The sequence below is a fragment of the Elusimicrobiota bacterium genome, from assembly GCA_016706425.1.
In the GTDB taxonomy this organism is placed as follows: Bacteria; Elusimicrobiota; Elusimicrobia; order FEN-1173; family FEN-1173; genus JADJJR01.
Window position 1 is genome coordinate 2,231,136 of sequence record JADJJR010000001.1, and the last position, 15,197, is coordinate 2,246,332.

The 15,197-nt window shown below is 62.6% G+C and carries 11 protein-coding genes; 1 reads left to right on the plus strand and 10 read right to left on the minus strand.

Features of this window, described 5'->3' with window-relative positions; all coding sequences use genetic code 11:
• Nucleotides 1-71 precede the first annotated feature (71 nt).
• From serC to IPI56_09195, 8 genes are read right to left on the minus strand one after another with little or no spacing between them, the layout of a single operon-like run.
• Nucleotides 72-1,151, minus strand: coding sequence for a 3-phosphoserine/phosphohydroxythreonine transaminase (gene serC / locus IPI56_09160; GenBank protein ID MBK7545893.1), 1,080 nt, complete (start codon nt 1,149-1,151; stop codon nt 72-74).
• 10 nt (nt 1,152-1,161) lie between these two features.
• Complete coding sequence (locus IPI56_09165) at nt 1,162-2,505, minus strand: aminotransferase class I/II-fold pyridoxal phosphate-dependent enzyme (protein ID MBK7545894.1); 1,344 nt, start codon at nt 2,503-2,505, stop codon at nt 1,162-1,164.
• Between the two features lie 32 nt (nt 2,506-2,537).
• Complete coding sequence (locus tag IPI56_09170; protein ID MBK7545895.1) at nt 2,538-3,770, minus strand: M48 family metallopeptidase; 1,233 nt, start codon at nt 3,768-3,770, stop codon at nt 2,538-2,540.
• A complete protein-coding gene (locus tag IPI56_09175) occupies nt 3,767-6,898 on the minus strand; it encodes an efflux RND transporter permease subunit (protein MBK7545896.1) in 3,132 nt (1,043 codons plus the stop codon). Before IPI56_09175 ends, IPI56_09170 begins: the two co-directional genes overlap by 4 nt.
• The gene (locus IPI56_09180; GenBank protein ID MBK7545897.1) at nt 6,895-8,148 is read right to left on the minus strand and encodes a TolC family protein; all 1,254 of its coding nucleotides are present in this window, start codon (nt 8,146-8,148) and stop codon (nt 6,895-6,897) included. Before IPI56_09180 ends, IPI56_09175 begins: the two co-directional genes overlap by 4 nt.
• Before the next feature lie 44 nt (nt 8,149-8,192).
• Nucleotides 8,193-8,987 carry a hypothetical protein gene (locus IPI56_09185; protein ID MBK7545898.1) on the minus strand — a complete coding sequence of 265 codons (795 nt, stop codon included), beginning with the start codon at nt 8,985-8,987 and terminating at the stop codon, nt 8,193-8,195.
• 34 nt (nt 8,988-9,021) lie between these two features.
• On the minus strand, nt 9,022-10,749 hold the full coding sequence (locus tag IPI56_09190; GenBank protein MBK7545899.1) for an AAA family ATPase: 1,728 nt from the start codon (nt 10,747-10,749) through the stop codon (nt 9,022-9,024).
• Nucleotides 10,750-10,778: 29 nt separating this feature from the next.
• Entirely contained in the window at nt 10,779-11,156 is a 378-nt protein-coding gene (locus IPI56_09195) for a response regulator (GenBank protein MBK7545900.1), read from the minus strand.
• Nucleotides 11,157-11,332: 176 nt separating this feature from the next.
• Between IPI56_09195 and IPI56_09200 the strand changes: the two genes are divergently transcribed.
• A complete protein-coding gene (locus tag IPI56_09200) occupies nt 11,333-12,460 on the plus strand; it encodes a response regulator (GenBank protein MBK7545901.1) in 1,128 nt (375 codons plus the stop codon).
• Nucleotides 12,461-12,463: 3 nt separating this feature from the next.
• Here IPI56_09200 and IPI56_09205 read toward each other — a convergent pair whose 3' ends face one another.
• Both IPI56_09205 and IPI56_09210 read right to left on the minus strand, forming a co-directional pair.
• Nucleotides 12,464-13,387: a tetratricopeptide repeat protein gene (locus tag IPI56_09205; protein ID MBK7545902.1), complete on the minus strand. Its 924-nt coding sequence runs from the start codon at nt 13,385-13,387 to the stop codon at nt 12,464-12,466.
• A 10-nt stretch (nt 13,388-13,397) separates the two neighbouring features.
• Nucleotides 13,398-15,098: a 30S ribosomal protein S1 gene (locus tag IPI56_09210; protein MBK7545903.1), complete on the minus strand. Its 1,701-nt coding sequence runs from the start codon at nt 15,096-15,098 to the stop codon at nt 13,398-13,400.
• Nucleotides 15,099-15,197: the final 99 nt, after the last annotated feature.

The window sequence follows — 15,197 nt, forward strand, 5'->3', positions numbered from 1 at the left end:
TATTAACAACGCCGGGGAAAAAAAGTCCGGCCCCCCCTGCGAGGGACCGGACTTCCGGAATTCGGGGCTCGTTAACCGTGTTTTTTTTCAAAATCCCCCATGAGGGACAACAGCGCGTCGACCCCGGCGGCGGGCATGGCGTTGTAGATCGAGGCCCGCAGACCGCCCACCGCGCGGTGCCCTTTGAGACCGCTTAAGCCCGCGGCCTCGGCTTCCTTGAGAAACGCTTTTTCCAGATCCTCGCTGGGCAGGCGGAAGGTCACGTTCATGACCGAGCGGTGGGCCTTGTCGGCCGTGCCGCGGTAAAACCCCGTCCGGTCGATGGCCGCGTAAAGTTTGTCGGCCTTGGCCTTGTTGCGGGCGGCCAGGACGGCCACGCCGCCCTGGGCCTTGACCCAGCGCGTCACGAGCGCCAGCACGTAGATCGAAAAGCACGGCGGCGTGTTGTGGAGCGAGTCTTTTTCCACGTGGGTTTGGTACCGCAACATGGCGGGGATCGACGCGGGGGCCTTTTCCGCCAAGTCCTTGCGGACGATCACCACGGTCACGCCCGCGGGCCCCAGATTCTTTTGAGCCCCGGCGTACACGAGGCCAAAGCGATCCCAAGGAATGTCCCGGCCCATGATGTCGGAACTCATGTCGCCCACGAGCGGCACCGGCGCCGTCGGGAATTCCTTCCATTGGGTGCCGTCCACCGTTTCGTTCGAAGTGATGTGCAGATAGGCCGCGTCCGCGCCCGATTTAATCTCCGCCGGAAGGGGCATGCGCGCGGGTTTAGCCGTCCGACTGTCGGCGGCCACGCGGACCGTCGCCACTTTTCCGGCTTCCTTGTAAGCGCCCTCCGCCCATTGGCCGGTGAGCGTGTAATCGGCGGGCTTGCCCTGGGCCAAATTCATGGCGACCTGGGAAAACTGTTGCGTTGCCCCGCCCTGCAGGAGGAGGACCGCGAAGTTGTCGGGCACGCGCAGCAGTTCCCGCAAACCGGCCAGGGCCTCCATGTGGAGGGCCTCGTAGGCGCCGCCCCGGTGGCTCATGCAAAGAACGGACATGCCCGTACCGCCGCACTCGACGACGGCCTGGGAGGCCTCTTTTAAAACGTCTTCCGGCAACACCGCCGGACCCGCGCTGAAATTAAATTTGACCCGTGTCATGATCCCTCTCCTATTCTTCGAAGGCTTCCGCGTGGCGGGACAAATCGGCCGCCGCGGGGTCGCCCCGCATGTCCAAAGCGCATTGCCGCATCAAATCGAACATGGGCTCGATCTCCTCGACTTCAAGGCAGGAGAAGGCCACGCGGATGTCCGTGGGCGCGGTGGCGATGAGCCCGACGCCGTATTGGTCCAACAGGCGCAACCGATAAGCCTCGGCGTTGAGCCCCTTGAGTCGCACGCAGAAAAAATAGCCGGAGTTGAATGGATAGGGCGTCCAGACCTCGGCGTAGGCCGGCTTTGCCAACGCTTTTTTGGCCTGGTCGTAGCGGGCCTTCATCACGTCGTATTTACGCTTCTTGTCGGCCTTGTAGTCCGCCGAGGCCATGGCTTTCAAAACGACGCTCTGGGACAGCTGAGAGACGTTGGACACGGCGCCGCGCACGCAACCGGCGGCTTTCTTCTCCAGCGCCTCGTTGGCCTTGGCCGGCCCGGTGAAAGTGACGAAGCCCACGCGGAATCCCCAGACGTAATCTTCCTTGGTGGCGCCGTCCAGTTTGACGGGAATCAGGTTCGGATGCCGACCCGCCAACTTGGCGAAAATCGATTCTTTGGCCACGTTGGCCTCATAGGCGAGACCGAAATAGGCGTCGTCGCAGAGCACCACCAGGCGGCGACCGGCCTGGGCCAGTTCCGTGAGCGCCCGGGCGATGGACTCGGCCTCGGTTTCCGTCGGCGTGTAGCCCGTGGGGTTGTTGGGGAAGTTGAGGACCACGACGGCCTTTTGGCCGGGCTTCACCTCGCCCAGGGCCCGGGCGAAACCGGCGGTGTCGAACCCGGCGTTGTTGACGAAAAGCGGGTAACGGACGATCCGCCCGCCACGGCGCAGGCCGAAGATCATGTTGTAGTTGCCCCAGAGCTGGTCCGGCACGTACACGGGGTCCCCCGCGTCGACGAACATGTCGGCGGCGACGCTCAGCCCGTGGGTGATGCCGCCCACGACCACCGGGGTGCCGACGGCATCGGCCTTCAGGGACGGGTTTTTCTCCAGCAAGGCTTTGCGCCAGGCCTGGCGCAGTTCCAAGCTCCCGTAAGACGGGGCGTAGTTCAAGGCGTCCTGGGGGGACACCCCGGGCAATTGCTTCATGATGGACGGCAAATACATGGGTTCGCCCTTTTCCTTGGCGATGCCGATGGTGGCGTTGAACTTCTTGGCCTTCTGGCGGGCCTCGGCGGTTTGAGTCAGGATGCCCTTGGGAAAATAAAACTCCCGGCCCAGGGTCGACAAAGCGGCGAAGGTTTCCGGCGCTTCGCGTTGGATGAGGCCGTTCAATTCAACAGCCAGGGAATGGCTCATAAAACAATCTCCTCATTGAGGTTGGGGGCAAATTATAACTTATGAAGGGCGGCGAGGCGCTCCACCAGCGGCGGGTGCGTGTGGTGGATCCAGACGTAAAACGGGTGCGGCGTAAGATTGGCCAGACTGTCGGCGGAGAGTTTTTTGAGTCCCGTGGCCAAATCGCGGCCCGTGCCCAGGGCCTCCGTCGCGAACCGGTCGGCCTCGAACTCGTTTCGGCGGGAATAGGCGAGAAGCGGCAGGGTCAAGAGTAAATTCACGGGCGCAAAAAGAACGCCGAAGAGCGCGAACCCAGCGTGCACAGAGGGGAGGTCCACCCGGAAAGCGGCAAACAGGGCCTCCCATCCCAGGGACAGGGACAAAAGGAAAAACATCCCCCCGCTCTGCAACACGCCGAGAGCGAACCCGACCCAGACATGGTGCTTTTTGTGGTGGCCGATTTCGTGGGCGAGAACCCCCGTCAACTCCGGAACGGTTTGCTTTTGAACCAGCGTGTCAAAAAGGGCGATGCGCTTGTTTTTCCCGAACCCCGTGAAAAAAGCGTTGGCCTTGGAGGACCGGCGAGACCCGTCGATCACGAACAGGTTGGTGAGGGGGTAATCCAACCGTTTCGCCAGGTCGAAGATCGCCGCGCGCAGTTCCCCCTCCGGCAAGGGCGTGAATTTGTTGAACAGGGGCATGATGAGGGTCGGAGCGATAAATTGCAAAAACAGGGAAAAGGCGGCTACCGTTCCCCAGGCCCACAGCCAGGCCCCGGAACCCAGGCGAGCAAACAGCCAAAGGAGCAGGGCCACCAGGGGCCCGCCGATAACAACCGCCAAGAGATTCCCCTTCAGACGATCCAACAGAAATGTTTTGAGCGTGGTTCGGTTGAAGCCGAATTTGGCCTCCAAGCGAAACGTGGCGTACCCGGCGAAGGGAATTCCCAGGAGTTGTTTTAAAAAAAACAACGTCCCCAAAAACAGCGTCCCCGTCGTCACCGGCCCGAACCCCCACCCCCGGCACCAGATGTCCAGGGTGCCGAACCCGCCCAGGAACCAAAAGCCAACCAACACCCCCAACCCCACGGCCGAGGAAACGAACCCGAATTTCGTCTTGGCGCGGGTGTAGTCCTGGGAACGCGCGTAGCGGTCGGGCGGGTAAACGTCCTCGAAGCCCGGGGGGGGATCCCGCCGGAGGGAACGCAAATTCAAAACCTCCGCGACCCATTCCACGGCCTGGGTGGCCAAAAGACCGATCAGGACAACAGCGGCCAGGGGGGTCATCGACCGCCGCTCTCGAATTCACCCAATTCGACAAGGGCTTCCTTTAAATCTTTGTCGTGACGGTGGCTTTGGAGCCTCGCCAACAAACTGTAGGCGGCGGGCACCACGAAGAGAGTCAAGAGGGTCGAGGCGATCATGCCCCCGATCACGACCACGGCCATGGGCCGCACGGTTTCGGACCCCGCCCCCAGGGACAGGGCCGCCGGAATCGCCCCGGCGATCGTGGACACCGAGGTCATCAAGATCGGGCGCAGCCGGACGGGACAGGCCTCCAACAGGGCGGAGTGCACGTCCCGCCCCAATTTGCGCCGTTCGTTCGTGAACTCGACGAGCAAAATGGAGTTCTTTTTCACGATGCCCATCAAGAGAAGAAGGCCGATCATACTGTAGATGTTGAGCGTGATGCCCGTCAGCTTGAGCGCGAGGAAGGCCCCCGTGACGCTAAAAGGGAGCGCCAGGAGCACCGTGAACGGGTGGATAAAGCTGTTGAACTGCGCGCCCAGCACCATGTAGGCCACGAAGAGGCCCAACACCAGGGCGAACATCAAACTTTGAAAGGATTCCTTGTAGGTCTGGGCACTCCCCGAAAAGACGATGCGGTAGCCCTCCGGCAGGGAGCGGCCCAGCCCCTCGACGAACGCCAACGCCTCGCCCTGGGATTTCCCCGTCGCCACGTTGGCGAACAAGCCGATGGATCGCTCCCGGTTTTTGCGGGTGATGGTGAGTAGCGTGGGTTTTTCCACCAGGGACACCACGTCCGACAACCGAACCAGTTCGCCCCGGTTGTTGCGGACAAAGATTTTCCCGATGTCCGCGGGCCGGCGGCGGTCGGCGTCGGCCAGCCGGAGGCGGATGTCGTAGCGTTTGCCGCCCCGGGTGTATTTGCCGGCGCGGACGCCGCCGATCATGGCGTTGATGGTGTTGGCGATGGAGGCCACCGTGACGCCCCGTTCGTTGGCCTTTTCCCGGTCGGGGGCGACGCGTACTTCGGGCATGCCCAGCCGGTAATCGGTGTCGATGTCGACCATGAGCCCGGAGTCGACCATTTTTTTCATGAGCCCCTCGGTGATCTCCCCCATCTTGTCGAAGTCGCGCCCACGCAGGGAAAATTCCACCGGGTACCCCCGTTGGGACGTGAACCCCGACTGGGACAGGTCTTGAACGCTGACGCGCTGGATGCCCTCGATCTTTTTCAATTCCTTGCGCAAATGGTCGATGAGTTCGGGCTGGCCCGGGGCCCGCCGGAACGGCTCCGCGACCGGCCGCCGGCCCTTGGGTTTCATGGTGACGAACATCATGCCGCTGTTGACGTCCCCGCCGCCGAAGCCCCCCACGGCGCCGAAATACTTTTCGATTTCCGGACGGGCGGCCAGGGCCGCCTCGACCCGGCGCATGGCCTCGTCGGTGACCTCCAGCGAGGTGCCGAGAGCGGTTTGAACGCGGATCAGAAACCGGCTCTGGTCCTGGGACGGCACAAATTCTTTTTTCAGGGATTTGGCCAACCCCAACGAGAGGACGAAAACGAGCGTGGCGACCCCGACCACCGTCCACCGCCACGCCAGGACGGCATGGAGGGATCGTGCGTAGAGTTGCGCCAGGGATTTCATCACCCGGTCCACCCCGCGCCCCAGGGCGGTGCTGTGGCCCACCTCGAGGAACTGGGAACACCGCATGGGCGCCAGGGTCAAGGCCTCCAGCAACGACAGGGAGACCGCCACGGACAGCGTGACACCGAACTGGTAAAGGAATTTGCCCACGATGCCCTTCATGAAGATCACGGGAACGAAAATGGCGAGGATCGCGACGGTGGCCGCCAGGGCGGCGAAGGTGATTTCGCGGGCGCCGATCAGGGCGGCTTTGACGCGGGACTGCCCCGCTTCCCGGTGGCGCACGATGTTCTCCAACACCATGATGGCGTCGTCCACGACGATGCCCACGCACAACGACAGGCCCAGCAGGGTGAAGGTGTTCAAGGTGAAGCCGAAGAAATACAGCAAGATGAACGCCCCGATGATGGACGTCGGAATGGCCAGAATCACGTTCAAGGCGGAGCTGAAGGACCCCAGAAAAACCCAACAGACGATGGAGGTGAGCACGGCCGCGAGGACCAAGGTCGTCACCAACTCGTGGACCGACTCTTCAATGAATTGGGTGGTGTCGAAATTGACACCCACGGTGAGACCCGCCGGAAGGTCTTTTTGAACCGCCGCCATCCGTTCCTTCACGGCCTTGGCCACGGACACGGCGTTGGCCCCCCGCTGTTTGCGGATGCCCAACCCCACCGCCGAAACGCCGTTTACCCGGGAAATGCGCCGCACGTCCGCCAGGCCGTCCTCCACCTCGGCGACGTCGCCCAAGCGGAGGGTGCGGTAGATGGGCGACCCGCTGCGGGACGGGACGATGATCCGGCGGAATTCGTCGACCGTGGCCGCCTCGCCCAGGACCCGGACGTTCAGCTCCTGCCGGCCGGTCTCGATGCGCCCGGCGGGCACCTCGGCGTGCTGGGCTTCGATGGCGCGCAGAATGTCCTCGGCGGCGAGTTCCCGGGCGCGCAACCGGTCGGCGTCCAGCCAGACGCGCAGATTGGGCTCCACATAACCGCCCAGGAAAACCTCGGCCACCCCGGGCACGGTGGTGAACCGGTCCTTCACGTGGTCCCGGACATATTCCATCAGGTCCCGCCGGGGCTTGTCCCCCGAGACGGCCAACCACATGATGGGCTGGTCCTCGGGGTTCGACTTCGACACCACCGCCGGGTCGGCGTCCCGGGGCAACAACCGCTGGGCCTGGGCCAGCTTGGATTGAACTTCCTGAAGGGCGACGTCGATGTCCTTGGACAATTCAAATTCGAGGGTCACCCGGGCGCTGCCCTGCCGGGACGTCGAGGACACCTCCTGGATACCTTGGACGCTCATGACCGCGTCCTCGATCACGTCGGTGATTTCGGTCTCGATCACTTCCGGCGCCGCGCCCTCCCAATCGATGGAAACAGACAAGACGGGGAAATCGACGTCCGGCAGTTGACTGACGCCCATGCGGTTGAAACCGACCGCGCCGAAAGCGATCAACCCGATCATCAGCATCCAGGCGAAAACGGGTTTTTTGATGGAGAGGTCGGAAAGGATCACGGGACCCGCCCCATCGACAAACCCAACAAAAGCAGGGCGTTTTTGGCCTCGGTGCGGGCGACCGCGAGGGCGTGGCGGGCCTCCTGCCAACTGTTCATGGCGCTCAGCACGTCCAGGTTGGTCACGAGACCCAACCGATACTCCCGCGCCAACTCGCGGTGGTGGTTCTCGGCCAAGACGGCGGCCCGGGCCAAAGCGTCGGCCTGGGCCAGAAGGGTCGACAGATTTTGGTACCGCTCCCGGAGCTCGCGCTCGGCCTCGCGCCGGGCGCGGCGCAAGCGCAGGTCCGCCGCGCGGCGGTCGGATTCCGCGCCCCGCACGGCACCGGTCACGGCCCCACCCGTGTAAAGGGGCGCGTCCAACGAAAGGAGGACGTCCCAGTTGATGGGTTCGTTAAAACCGGTGCGCTTCAAATAATAATTTCCCTCGGCGCTCACGGTCGGCCACCGCGTGCGTCGAACCGAGGCCGCCCATTGGCGCTGGGCCGCCGCTTCGTTTTGGGCGGCCAGCAAATCGGGCCGCGCGGGCAAGGCGGCGAGGCACGCCGCCAGCGCGGGCGGCGGTCCCGCGGGGGGAGCGTCGTCGGCCACGCCCGCGACGTCTTTCCCCGTAAAAGATCGCAGGATCTCCAGGCCCACGGCCCGTCGTCCGCGCGCGGCGACGAGGCGTGCGTCCAAGTCGGCGATTTGGGCGTCGGTGGAAAGGACTTCGCTTTGGCGGGAACGGCCGATGGTCGTCCTCTTGCGCAGTTCCACCGCCCGCTCCCGGGTTAAGGCCGCGAGGGATTCCAAACTGACGATTTCGAGATCGCTTTCCACGACGGTGTAGAACACCCGGGCGATGTCCTCGCGCAGGCGCAAGCGGGCGGCGGCCAAGTCCCCGGCGCGCGCCGCGGCGAGGGCGTTTTGGGCTTTGAGAGCCGCGAATTCCCGGAACCCCGCGAACAGGGTCTGGCGCGCGTACACGCTGGCTTCGGGCCGCTCCCGCCGGGTGAAAGTGCTGTTGGATCCGACGGGCACGCCGCTGACGTCTTGAATCCGCTCCGTCCCGCGCACGCCCAGGCGGGGCAAAACAGCCGCGCGCAATTCCGTGACGCCCGCCTCCGCCCGGCGGACGGCCTCTTCGGAAAGGCCGATGGTTTCGCTTTGAGCGAGGGCGGCGTCGGTGATCCGAGACAACGTCAAGACGTCTCCCGCGCGCGCGCGGGGGACCATTAAAAGAATGATTAAACCGCTCAGGAGGGATCGCATAGGCGGACGGAAATGAAAACCTATTTTAGCAGTTGCTGAGGGACTTACAGGCCCGGGCGACCGCGGGGCGTCGCGGATTTCACAGGGGCGGCCACTCCACCGACGGGTTCCAGGGGCTCCTCGCCGGCACCGCCTTTGGCGCGGTCCAGTGTGGCCAAATCGCTTTGCCACAAACGCTTTCCCCGGGGGTTTTGGAGACGGACGACCGCGATCAAGGCGTGGGTTGGATCGTATTTTTGACACACTTCCCGCGCGGCGTCGGCGGCGGCGTTGAACAGGACCTCCGCCGACACGCGCTCGGGATCGTCTTCCCCGGCGTGAAGCGTCAAAACCAGAGTCTGGTCCTTCACGGCGCCCGTGACGGCTTGCACGCCGAGCAGCACATTCACGAAAGGATTCCCCGTCATATTGTGGTGCAACCGGGCCGCCGTCAATCGGGCCATGAATTCAGCCAACGTGAGGCCGTCCTCCGTCGGTTCTTCGCCCCCCCCCTTCACCCATTCGATGGCGAGGCGGGATTGGAACTCCTCCTGGGAAATGCGAATATTCCGGAGCTTTTCGTAATCCTCAAACCGCTGTATGAGATCCAGGCGCGTGCCCAGTTTGTGGTCCTGCAGTTGGAGGACGAGGTGTTCGACTTTGGCGTCGGTGGATTGGCCCACCCGGTTGGTGACGCGGAGCAAATTGTCCAGGGCGTCCAGCTTTTTCGGCTTCAGTTCCAGGTTGTCGCCCACCAGGTCGTCGAGCACATGGCGAACATACAGGGTCCCTTCCACAAACCGGGCGGTCACGTCCATCTTGTATTCCCGTCGACAGATGTCCTGGACGTGTTCCGCCACCTTGTCCCGGGAATAACTGGGACGAAAACAGGCGCTAAGCGCGAGGAGCGGGATCGCCGGGAGCAATCGCCGGCGGGGTCGCGGGGGGCAGGGCATTGTTGGGGGTTGGGTCTTCGCCGACGGTGACGGTCTCCAGGGGCACCACCCGGCGCCCCTTGCCGCAATCGGAGAAAATGGCGTGGATTTCGTCGTACTCGAGCTCGTGTTTGTCGCACAGCTCCTTAGCGAACCGCTCCACCAGCGCCCACTCGGCCCGAAGGAATTCCTCGACCTCCTTGGCGCACTGAGAAAGGATTTGATTGACCTCTTTGTTGAGTTCCGTTTTGAGCGATTCCGACAAATCGGAATGGGTGGTGCCGCTACGCTGCATGACCGTGAAATCCCCGATGAACCCGCCGGAACCCATTCCCAGGGACCACACCATCCGGCTGGCCAAGAACGTGGCGTTGCTGAAATCCTGGGCCACGCCGGTGGTGGTGACCCCGTATTTGATTTTCTCCGCCACAAAACCGGCGAGGGAGACTTTGATGTCGGCGATCAATTTGTTCCGGTCGTGGGAGTGCCGTTCCTCGCGGGGATTGTGCCAAACCACGCCCAGGGCGCCGCCCCGGGGGATGATGGTCGCCTTGAACACGTCCTCCGTGGGATGGAGTTGGTAGAGCGTGACGAGGTGACCCGCCTCGTGGAACGCGGTCGCCTCCTTTTCGGGCAGGGTCATGGTGAGGTGACGCACCACCCCCAAATCGATGCGTTCCACCGCCTTGGAGAGGTGGTTGTATTCCACGACGAGCGATTTCTCCCGCATGGCGATCAAAGCGGCTTCTTTGCAGATGTTCATAATGTCGGCGGGCGAGCGGCCCACGGCCCGCCGCGCCAATCGCGCCAGGTCCAAATTGGGATCGTGTTTGACCTTGCGAAGGTAGTAGCGGAACACCTCCACGCGCTCGTGGAGGTTGGGGCGGTCGATGTGAACGTGGCGATCGAACCGGCCGGCGCGGAGCAGGGCCGGATCGAGGGAATCTTCCGGCGCGTTGGTGGCCCCGATGACGACGACGTTGCCGACGCTCTCGTTGAGGCCGTCCATGTCGGTCAGCAATTGGTTGAGCGTGGTGTCTGTTTCCTGGCTGCCGAACCAACTGAGCTTGCGGGATCGGCCGATGGCGTCGATTTCGTCGATGAAGATAAGGCAGCCCCCGTGGGCCTGGGCCTGAAGGCGAGCCGTTTTGAACAAATTGCGAACGCGGCTGGCGCCGACGCCCACGAACACCTCGACGAATTCGCTGCCCGACATGCTGATAAAGGGGATGCCCGCTTCCGTGGCGATGGCCTTGGCCAACAACGTCTTGCCCGTGCCCGGAGGTCCGAAAAAGAGCAGGCCCTTCACCACCTGACCGCCAATGGCTTTGAGTTTGGCCCGGTCCCGGAGAAGGCTGACCACTTCCAGGGCTTCCTTTTTGGCGTTGTCCAGGCCGACCACGTCTTTAAAGCGGATATTGACCTTGTCGCCCCTCACCGTCCCCTTGTTGTTCCCGAACATGCGGCCGAACCCCTTGGTGTAGAAGAACACAAACACCAAAGCGCTCAGGAAGGTGAGCGGGATCATCAACATGTTCTGCGCCAGCATGACGAGCCGCGTGTAGGAGTCGATGGCGAAAAAAGCGAAAATACTGATCAGGAACAAAAGGAAGGCGAACGCGACGAGGGCGAAAATCATCCATTTGAACCACCGCTCGGCGAACCATAGCTTGATGCGCGTTAACATGGGGGGGGAAGCTCCTTAAAAACGAGGGGTCAGGCTTTTTCGCCCAACAATTCCTTGATCCGCGCGGCCACGTCCTCCAGGTTAAAAGGCTTGGGGATGTAGACGTCGGCGCCGACGCTCAAACCGCGGTTGATGTTTTCCTGGTCCGCCAGGGAGGTCAGCATGATCACTTTCGGCATGGGAATGTCGTGCCGGTCCATGGCGAGGGTGTTCACGAGCTTGAAACCGTTCATGCGGGGCATCATGATGTCGGCGATCAGCAAATCCGGCTTTACTTGCCCCGCCATGTCCAGCGCCTCCTGGCCGTCCCGGGCGAGGCTGACTTCGTAACCCAGCCCGCTCAAGAATACGGACAACAAGCCCAAAATGTTCGCGTCGTCTTCGGCAATCAGGATTTTGGCGGCCATGAGAAACCTCGCGCGGTGCGGTTTTGTAATGCGCCGGTGTTTTCCCCGACGATAAGAGTTCAATGAATTATAGACCCCCAACCCCCCCGCGTCAAGGACTTCCCTCATCATGCGACAAACCGGCCAACTGCCCCTTGCCGAAAGGGCCGTTTCCCATTACCCTTTAGGTTATGGCGATGAGCAAAACCGGACGCATCCTGGTGGTGGACGACGAACCCCACCTGTTGGACCTGCTCGTGGACGTGATTTCCGAAGAGGGCTACCACGTCGACGGGGTGGCCACGGGGACGGCCGCGCTCCACATCGCGCGCAACGAAGAATACCACGTCGCCCTTTTGGATTACCAATTGGGCGACATGACCGGCTTGGCGTTGTCCAAGGAGCTGCGACGGGCCGCTCCGAACCTCAAGGTCATCCTCATGACGGCGCACGCGTCCCTCGACATGGCCGTCAAGGCCATTCAGGCCGACGTGTACGACTACATGATCAAACCCATCGATTCCAACCACCTGAAGCGGTCGGTGGCCAACGCCCTGGAGCAATACCGGCTGTTGACGGAAAACCAGCGGTTGGTGGACACGCTTCAGAAGACCAACCGCGAATTGGCCCAGCTGAACGAGTTCAAATCCAAATTTTTCTCGATCGTGACCCACGACCTTCGCTCGCCCCTCACGTCCATCCGCGGTTACGCCCAACTCATTCTCCAAAAACCCGATATGGGCCCCGAGTCCCTGACGCAATTTCTCAAAATTATCATTTCCCAGTCGGACCAATTGGGAAATTTAATCAACGACTTGATGGACGTGGTGAGCATCCAATCGGGAAAACTGCGCGTGGAGCGGGCCCTGTCGGACCTGGGGGAGCTGCTGGCGGCGGTGCAATCACGCCTGGTCCCCTTGGCCAATCAACGGAAAGTCCGTTTCGAGGTGACGACGGACACCGCCTTGCCCCCGCTTCTCATCGACAAACGCCGGATCGACCAGGTGTTAACGAACCTGATCGGCAACGCGTTCAAGCACACCCCGGAGGACGGACGCGTCGCCGTGCGCGCCGCCCGGGAGGGCGCGGCCGTCCGCGTCACCGTCAGCGACACCGGCGAGGGCATTCCCCCGGAGGCGTTGGAGCGGGTTTTCGAGCAGTTCTTCCAAGTGGAATCGCACGCGAGCAAAAAGGAAGGCTTGGGTTTGGGTTTGACGATCGCTCGGGAAATCATCACCGCGCACAACGGGGAGATCGGCGTGGCGTCGGAGGGCGTGGGGAAGGGCGCCCAGTTTTGGTTCACCCTCCCGGCGCCGGCGGGGTGATTTCTACCGTCGGGAAGGTTTTTTAAGGCGCCGCAGGCGGGACCGGGCGTCCCGGTGGTCTTTGTCCAACACCAACACCCGCTCCCAGGCGGCGATGGCCGCGTCGTTCTCCTTCAAATCCTCCCGGGCCTGGGCGAGGGCGGCCAGAAGCTCCACGCTTTCCCCGGACGCCTCCATTTCCTTTCCGTAATTCTCAACAGCCGCGGTCGGGTTCCCTGCGCCCCGCCACAAATCCCCCAACAGCTTGTGCCCCCCGGAAGGCAGCGGCCGGGCGTTTTGCGTGAACGGGCGCAAAGCTTCCAAGCCGTCGGTCCAGGATTTCTTGTCGCGCAGGACCAGGGCCAGGTTGTAGGACACCAGGGGGTCCCCCGGCCGGGACGCCAAAACGCCACGGTAAGCGGCGGCGCTTTTGTCAAAATCCTCCAGGCGATAATAAAGGTTGCCCAGCCGCAGTCGGGTTTCCACGTCGTCGGTGTGCAGCCGCAAATGCCGCTCGTAATTGTCGGCGGCGTCGGTGGGCAGACCCTTGGCTTCGTACATGGACGCCAAGTAGAAAAATGTCCGTTCATCGAGGGAACCCAAATGGCGGGCCCGCTCCAAAAGCTGGAGGGCCCCCATGTCCCAGGGCGCGTCGAGGGCGGCGTCTTTGTTCAGATAACGGTCCGGACCGCGCTGGTAAAGGACGATGCCCAAGTCCACCATCGCTTCGATGTTTTCGGGGAGGGCCCGCAAGGCGGTGCGGGCGGTCAACTCGTCGGCGTCCAGGGGCGCGCCGGTTTTGAATTCGTCGGGCGTGCGCGGGAAAAACGGGACGGGCGGCGGCCCGTAAATCCGTCCGACAAAGGCCACCGCGACGACCCCCGCCGCGGCCAGCGCACCCGCCAAAACGTCAAAAACGGGAAAGGGCCGTCGCGGGGCGCCGCTCACGCCGGAGTCCTTAGGAAGCCGGTTCGCCGGTCGAAGCCGTTTCGGTGCCCGCGGGGTTTTCGGCGGCGCCCCAATCGGTCACGTCGCCCAAGGACACGCCGCCGGGGGTCGCCCGGTACTGTTTCAACAACCGGCGCTCCTCCCGTTTTTCGTGCTTGCTGATGGACAAGTCGATCCGTCGTTTTTTGCGGTCGTTTTTGATCACCAAAGCGGTGACCGTTTCGCCCACCGTCAGGACTTCCGACGGATGTTTCAGACGTTCTTCGGAGGGGATCTCGCTGACGTGAACGTACCCCTCGATGTCGGGCGCCAACTCCAAGTAGGCCCCGTGGTCGGCCAAACGGACCACCTTGGCTTCCACAACGGCGTTGGCCGCGAAGGCCGCGAAAGGGTCCTCCGTCATCTGTTTGAGGCCCAAATTCATTTTTTCCGTCGTGGGATTCACTTCCAAAACCACCGCCTCCACCTCTTGGCCGACCGACAGGAATTCCTTCGGGTGTTGCGGGGTTTTCGTCCACGACAGGTCCGCGAGGCGGATCATGCCTTCAATCCCGCTGGGCAAGCGGACGAAAGCCCCGACGGGCAGGGTGTTCGTCACCACCCCCTTCACCTTGGTGCCGGGACGGTACTGTTGGGCGGCCTCCACCCAGGGGTTTTCCCCCGCGCGCTTGAGGCTGAGGGCCATTTTTTCATCGGCCTTGTTGATCGACAGAATGTAAACGTACGTTTCGTCCCCCACCTTCAACACGTCCTTGGGTTTGACGCCCCGGTCCTTCCAGGAAAATTCCGATTGGTGAATCAAACCCTCGATGCCGGGCTCGATTTCCACAAAGGCCCCGAAGTCCGCGATGCTGGAGACCTTGCCCTTTTGAATGGACCCGACGGGGCATTTGGTGTCGATGGAATCCCACGGCTTGGGAAGCAATTGCTTGCGCCCGAGGCCGATTTTACCGGTGGCGGGATCAAACTTGAGCACTTTGACGTCGATTTCCTGGCCGACCTTCAGAGCGTCGGACAGTTTCCCCACCCACCCCCAAGACACGTCGGTGATGCGCAGGAGGCCTTCAACGCCGCCGATGTCGACGAAGGCGCCGAAACCGGTCAGGCTCGTCACCGTGCCCTTGTGCACGCCGCCGACCTGGAGGTTTTTGAGCGTTTCGTCCCGTTTTTGCGCGGCCGCTTTGTCCAAAATTTTTCGCCGGGACACGACCACGTTCCCTTTGCCGGCGTCCATTTCAATCACCTGAACCTGTATCTTCTGCCCGACCCAGGCCTGCAGGTCTTTCACGGGACGTCGATCCACCTGCGACGCGGGCAAGAAGGCCTCCATGCCCACATCCACAATCAATCCCCCTTTCACGGATCGAACCACGGTGCCTTCCAACGCGTGGCCCGTGTCCCGCGCCTGGATGACGTGGGTCATGTGGGATCGGTCCCGGGCTTCCTTAAAGGAAACCAGCGGGTGCCCCTCCGGGCCGGCGACCCGCTTGATGAGCGCGGGGAAACTGTCGCCCACGACGGGCTGCTTCGCCGCGCCGCGAAATTCCGCGATGGGGATAAAACCTTCCACTTTCAAACCGACATCCACCAGGACGCCCGTCGCGGACACTTCCACGACATGGGCCGTCACGAGGGAACCGGAACGGGATTGGGGGGCGGATTCGTTCAACAATTCCGCCATGGTCATTTCGTCTTGCACATCGCTCATCATGAGAGCTCTCCTTAAAAGAAAGTTGACTTCAAAATCGGTGCGGGGCCAAATAATCCGACGCCCCCGAATTTTACCGGGGGCATCACGCCGCCGAAAAAA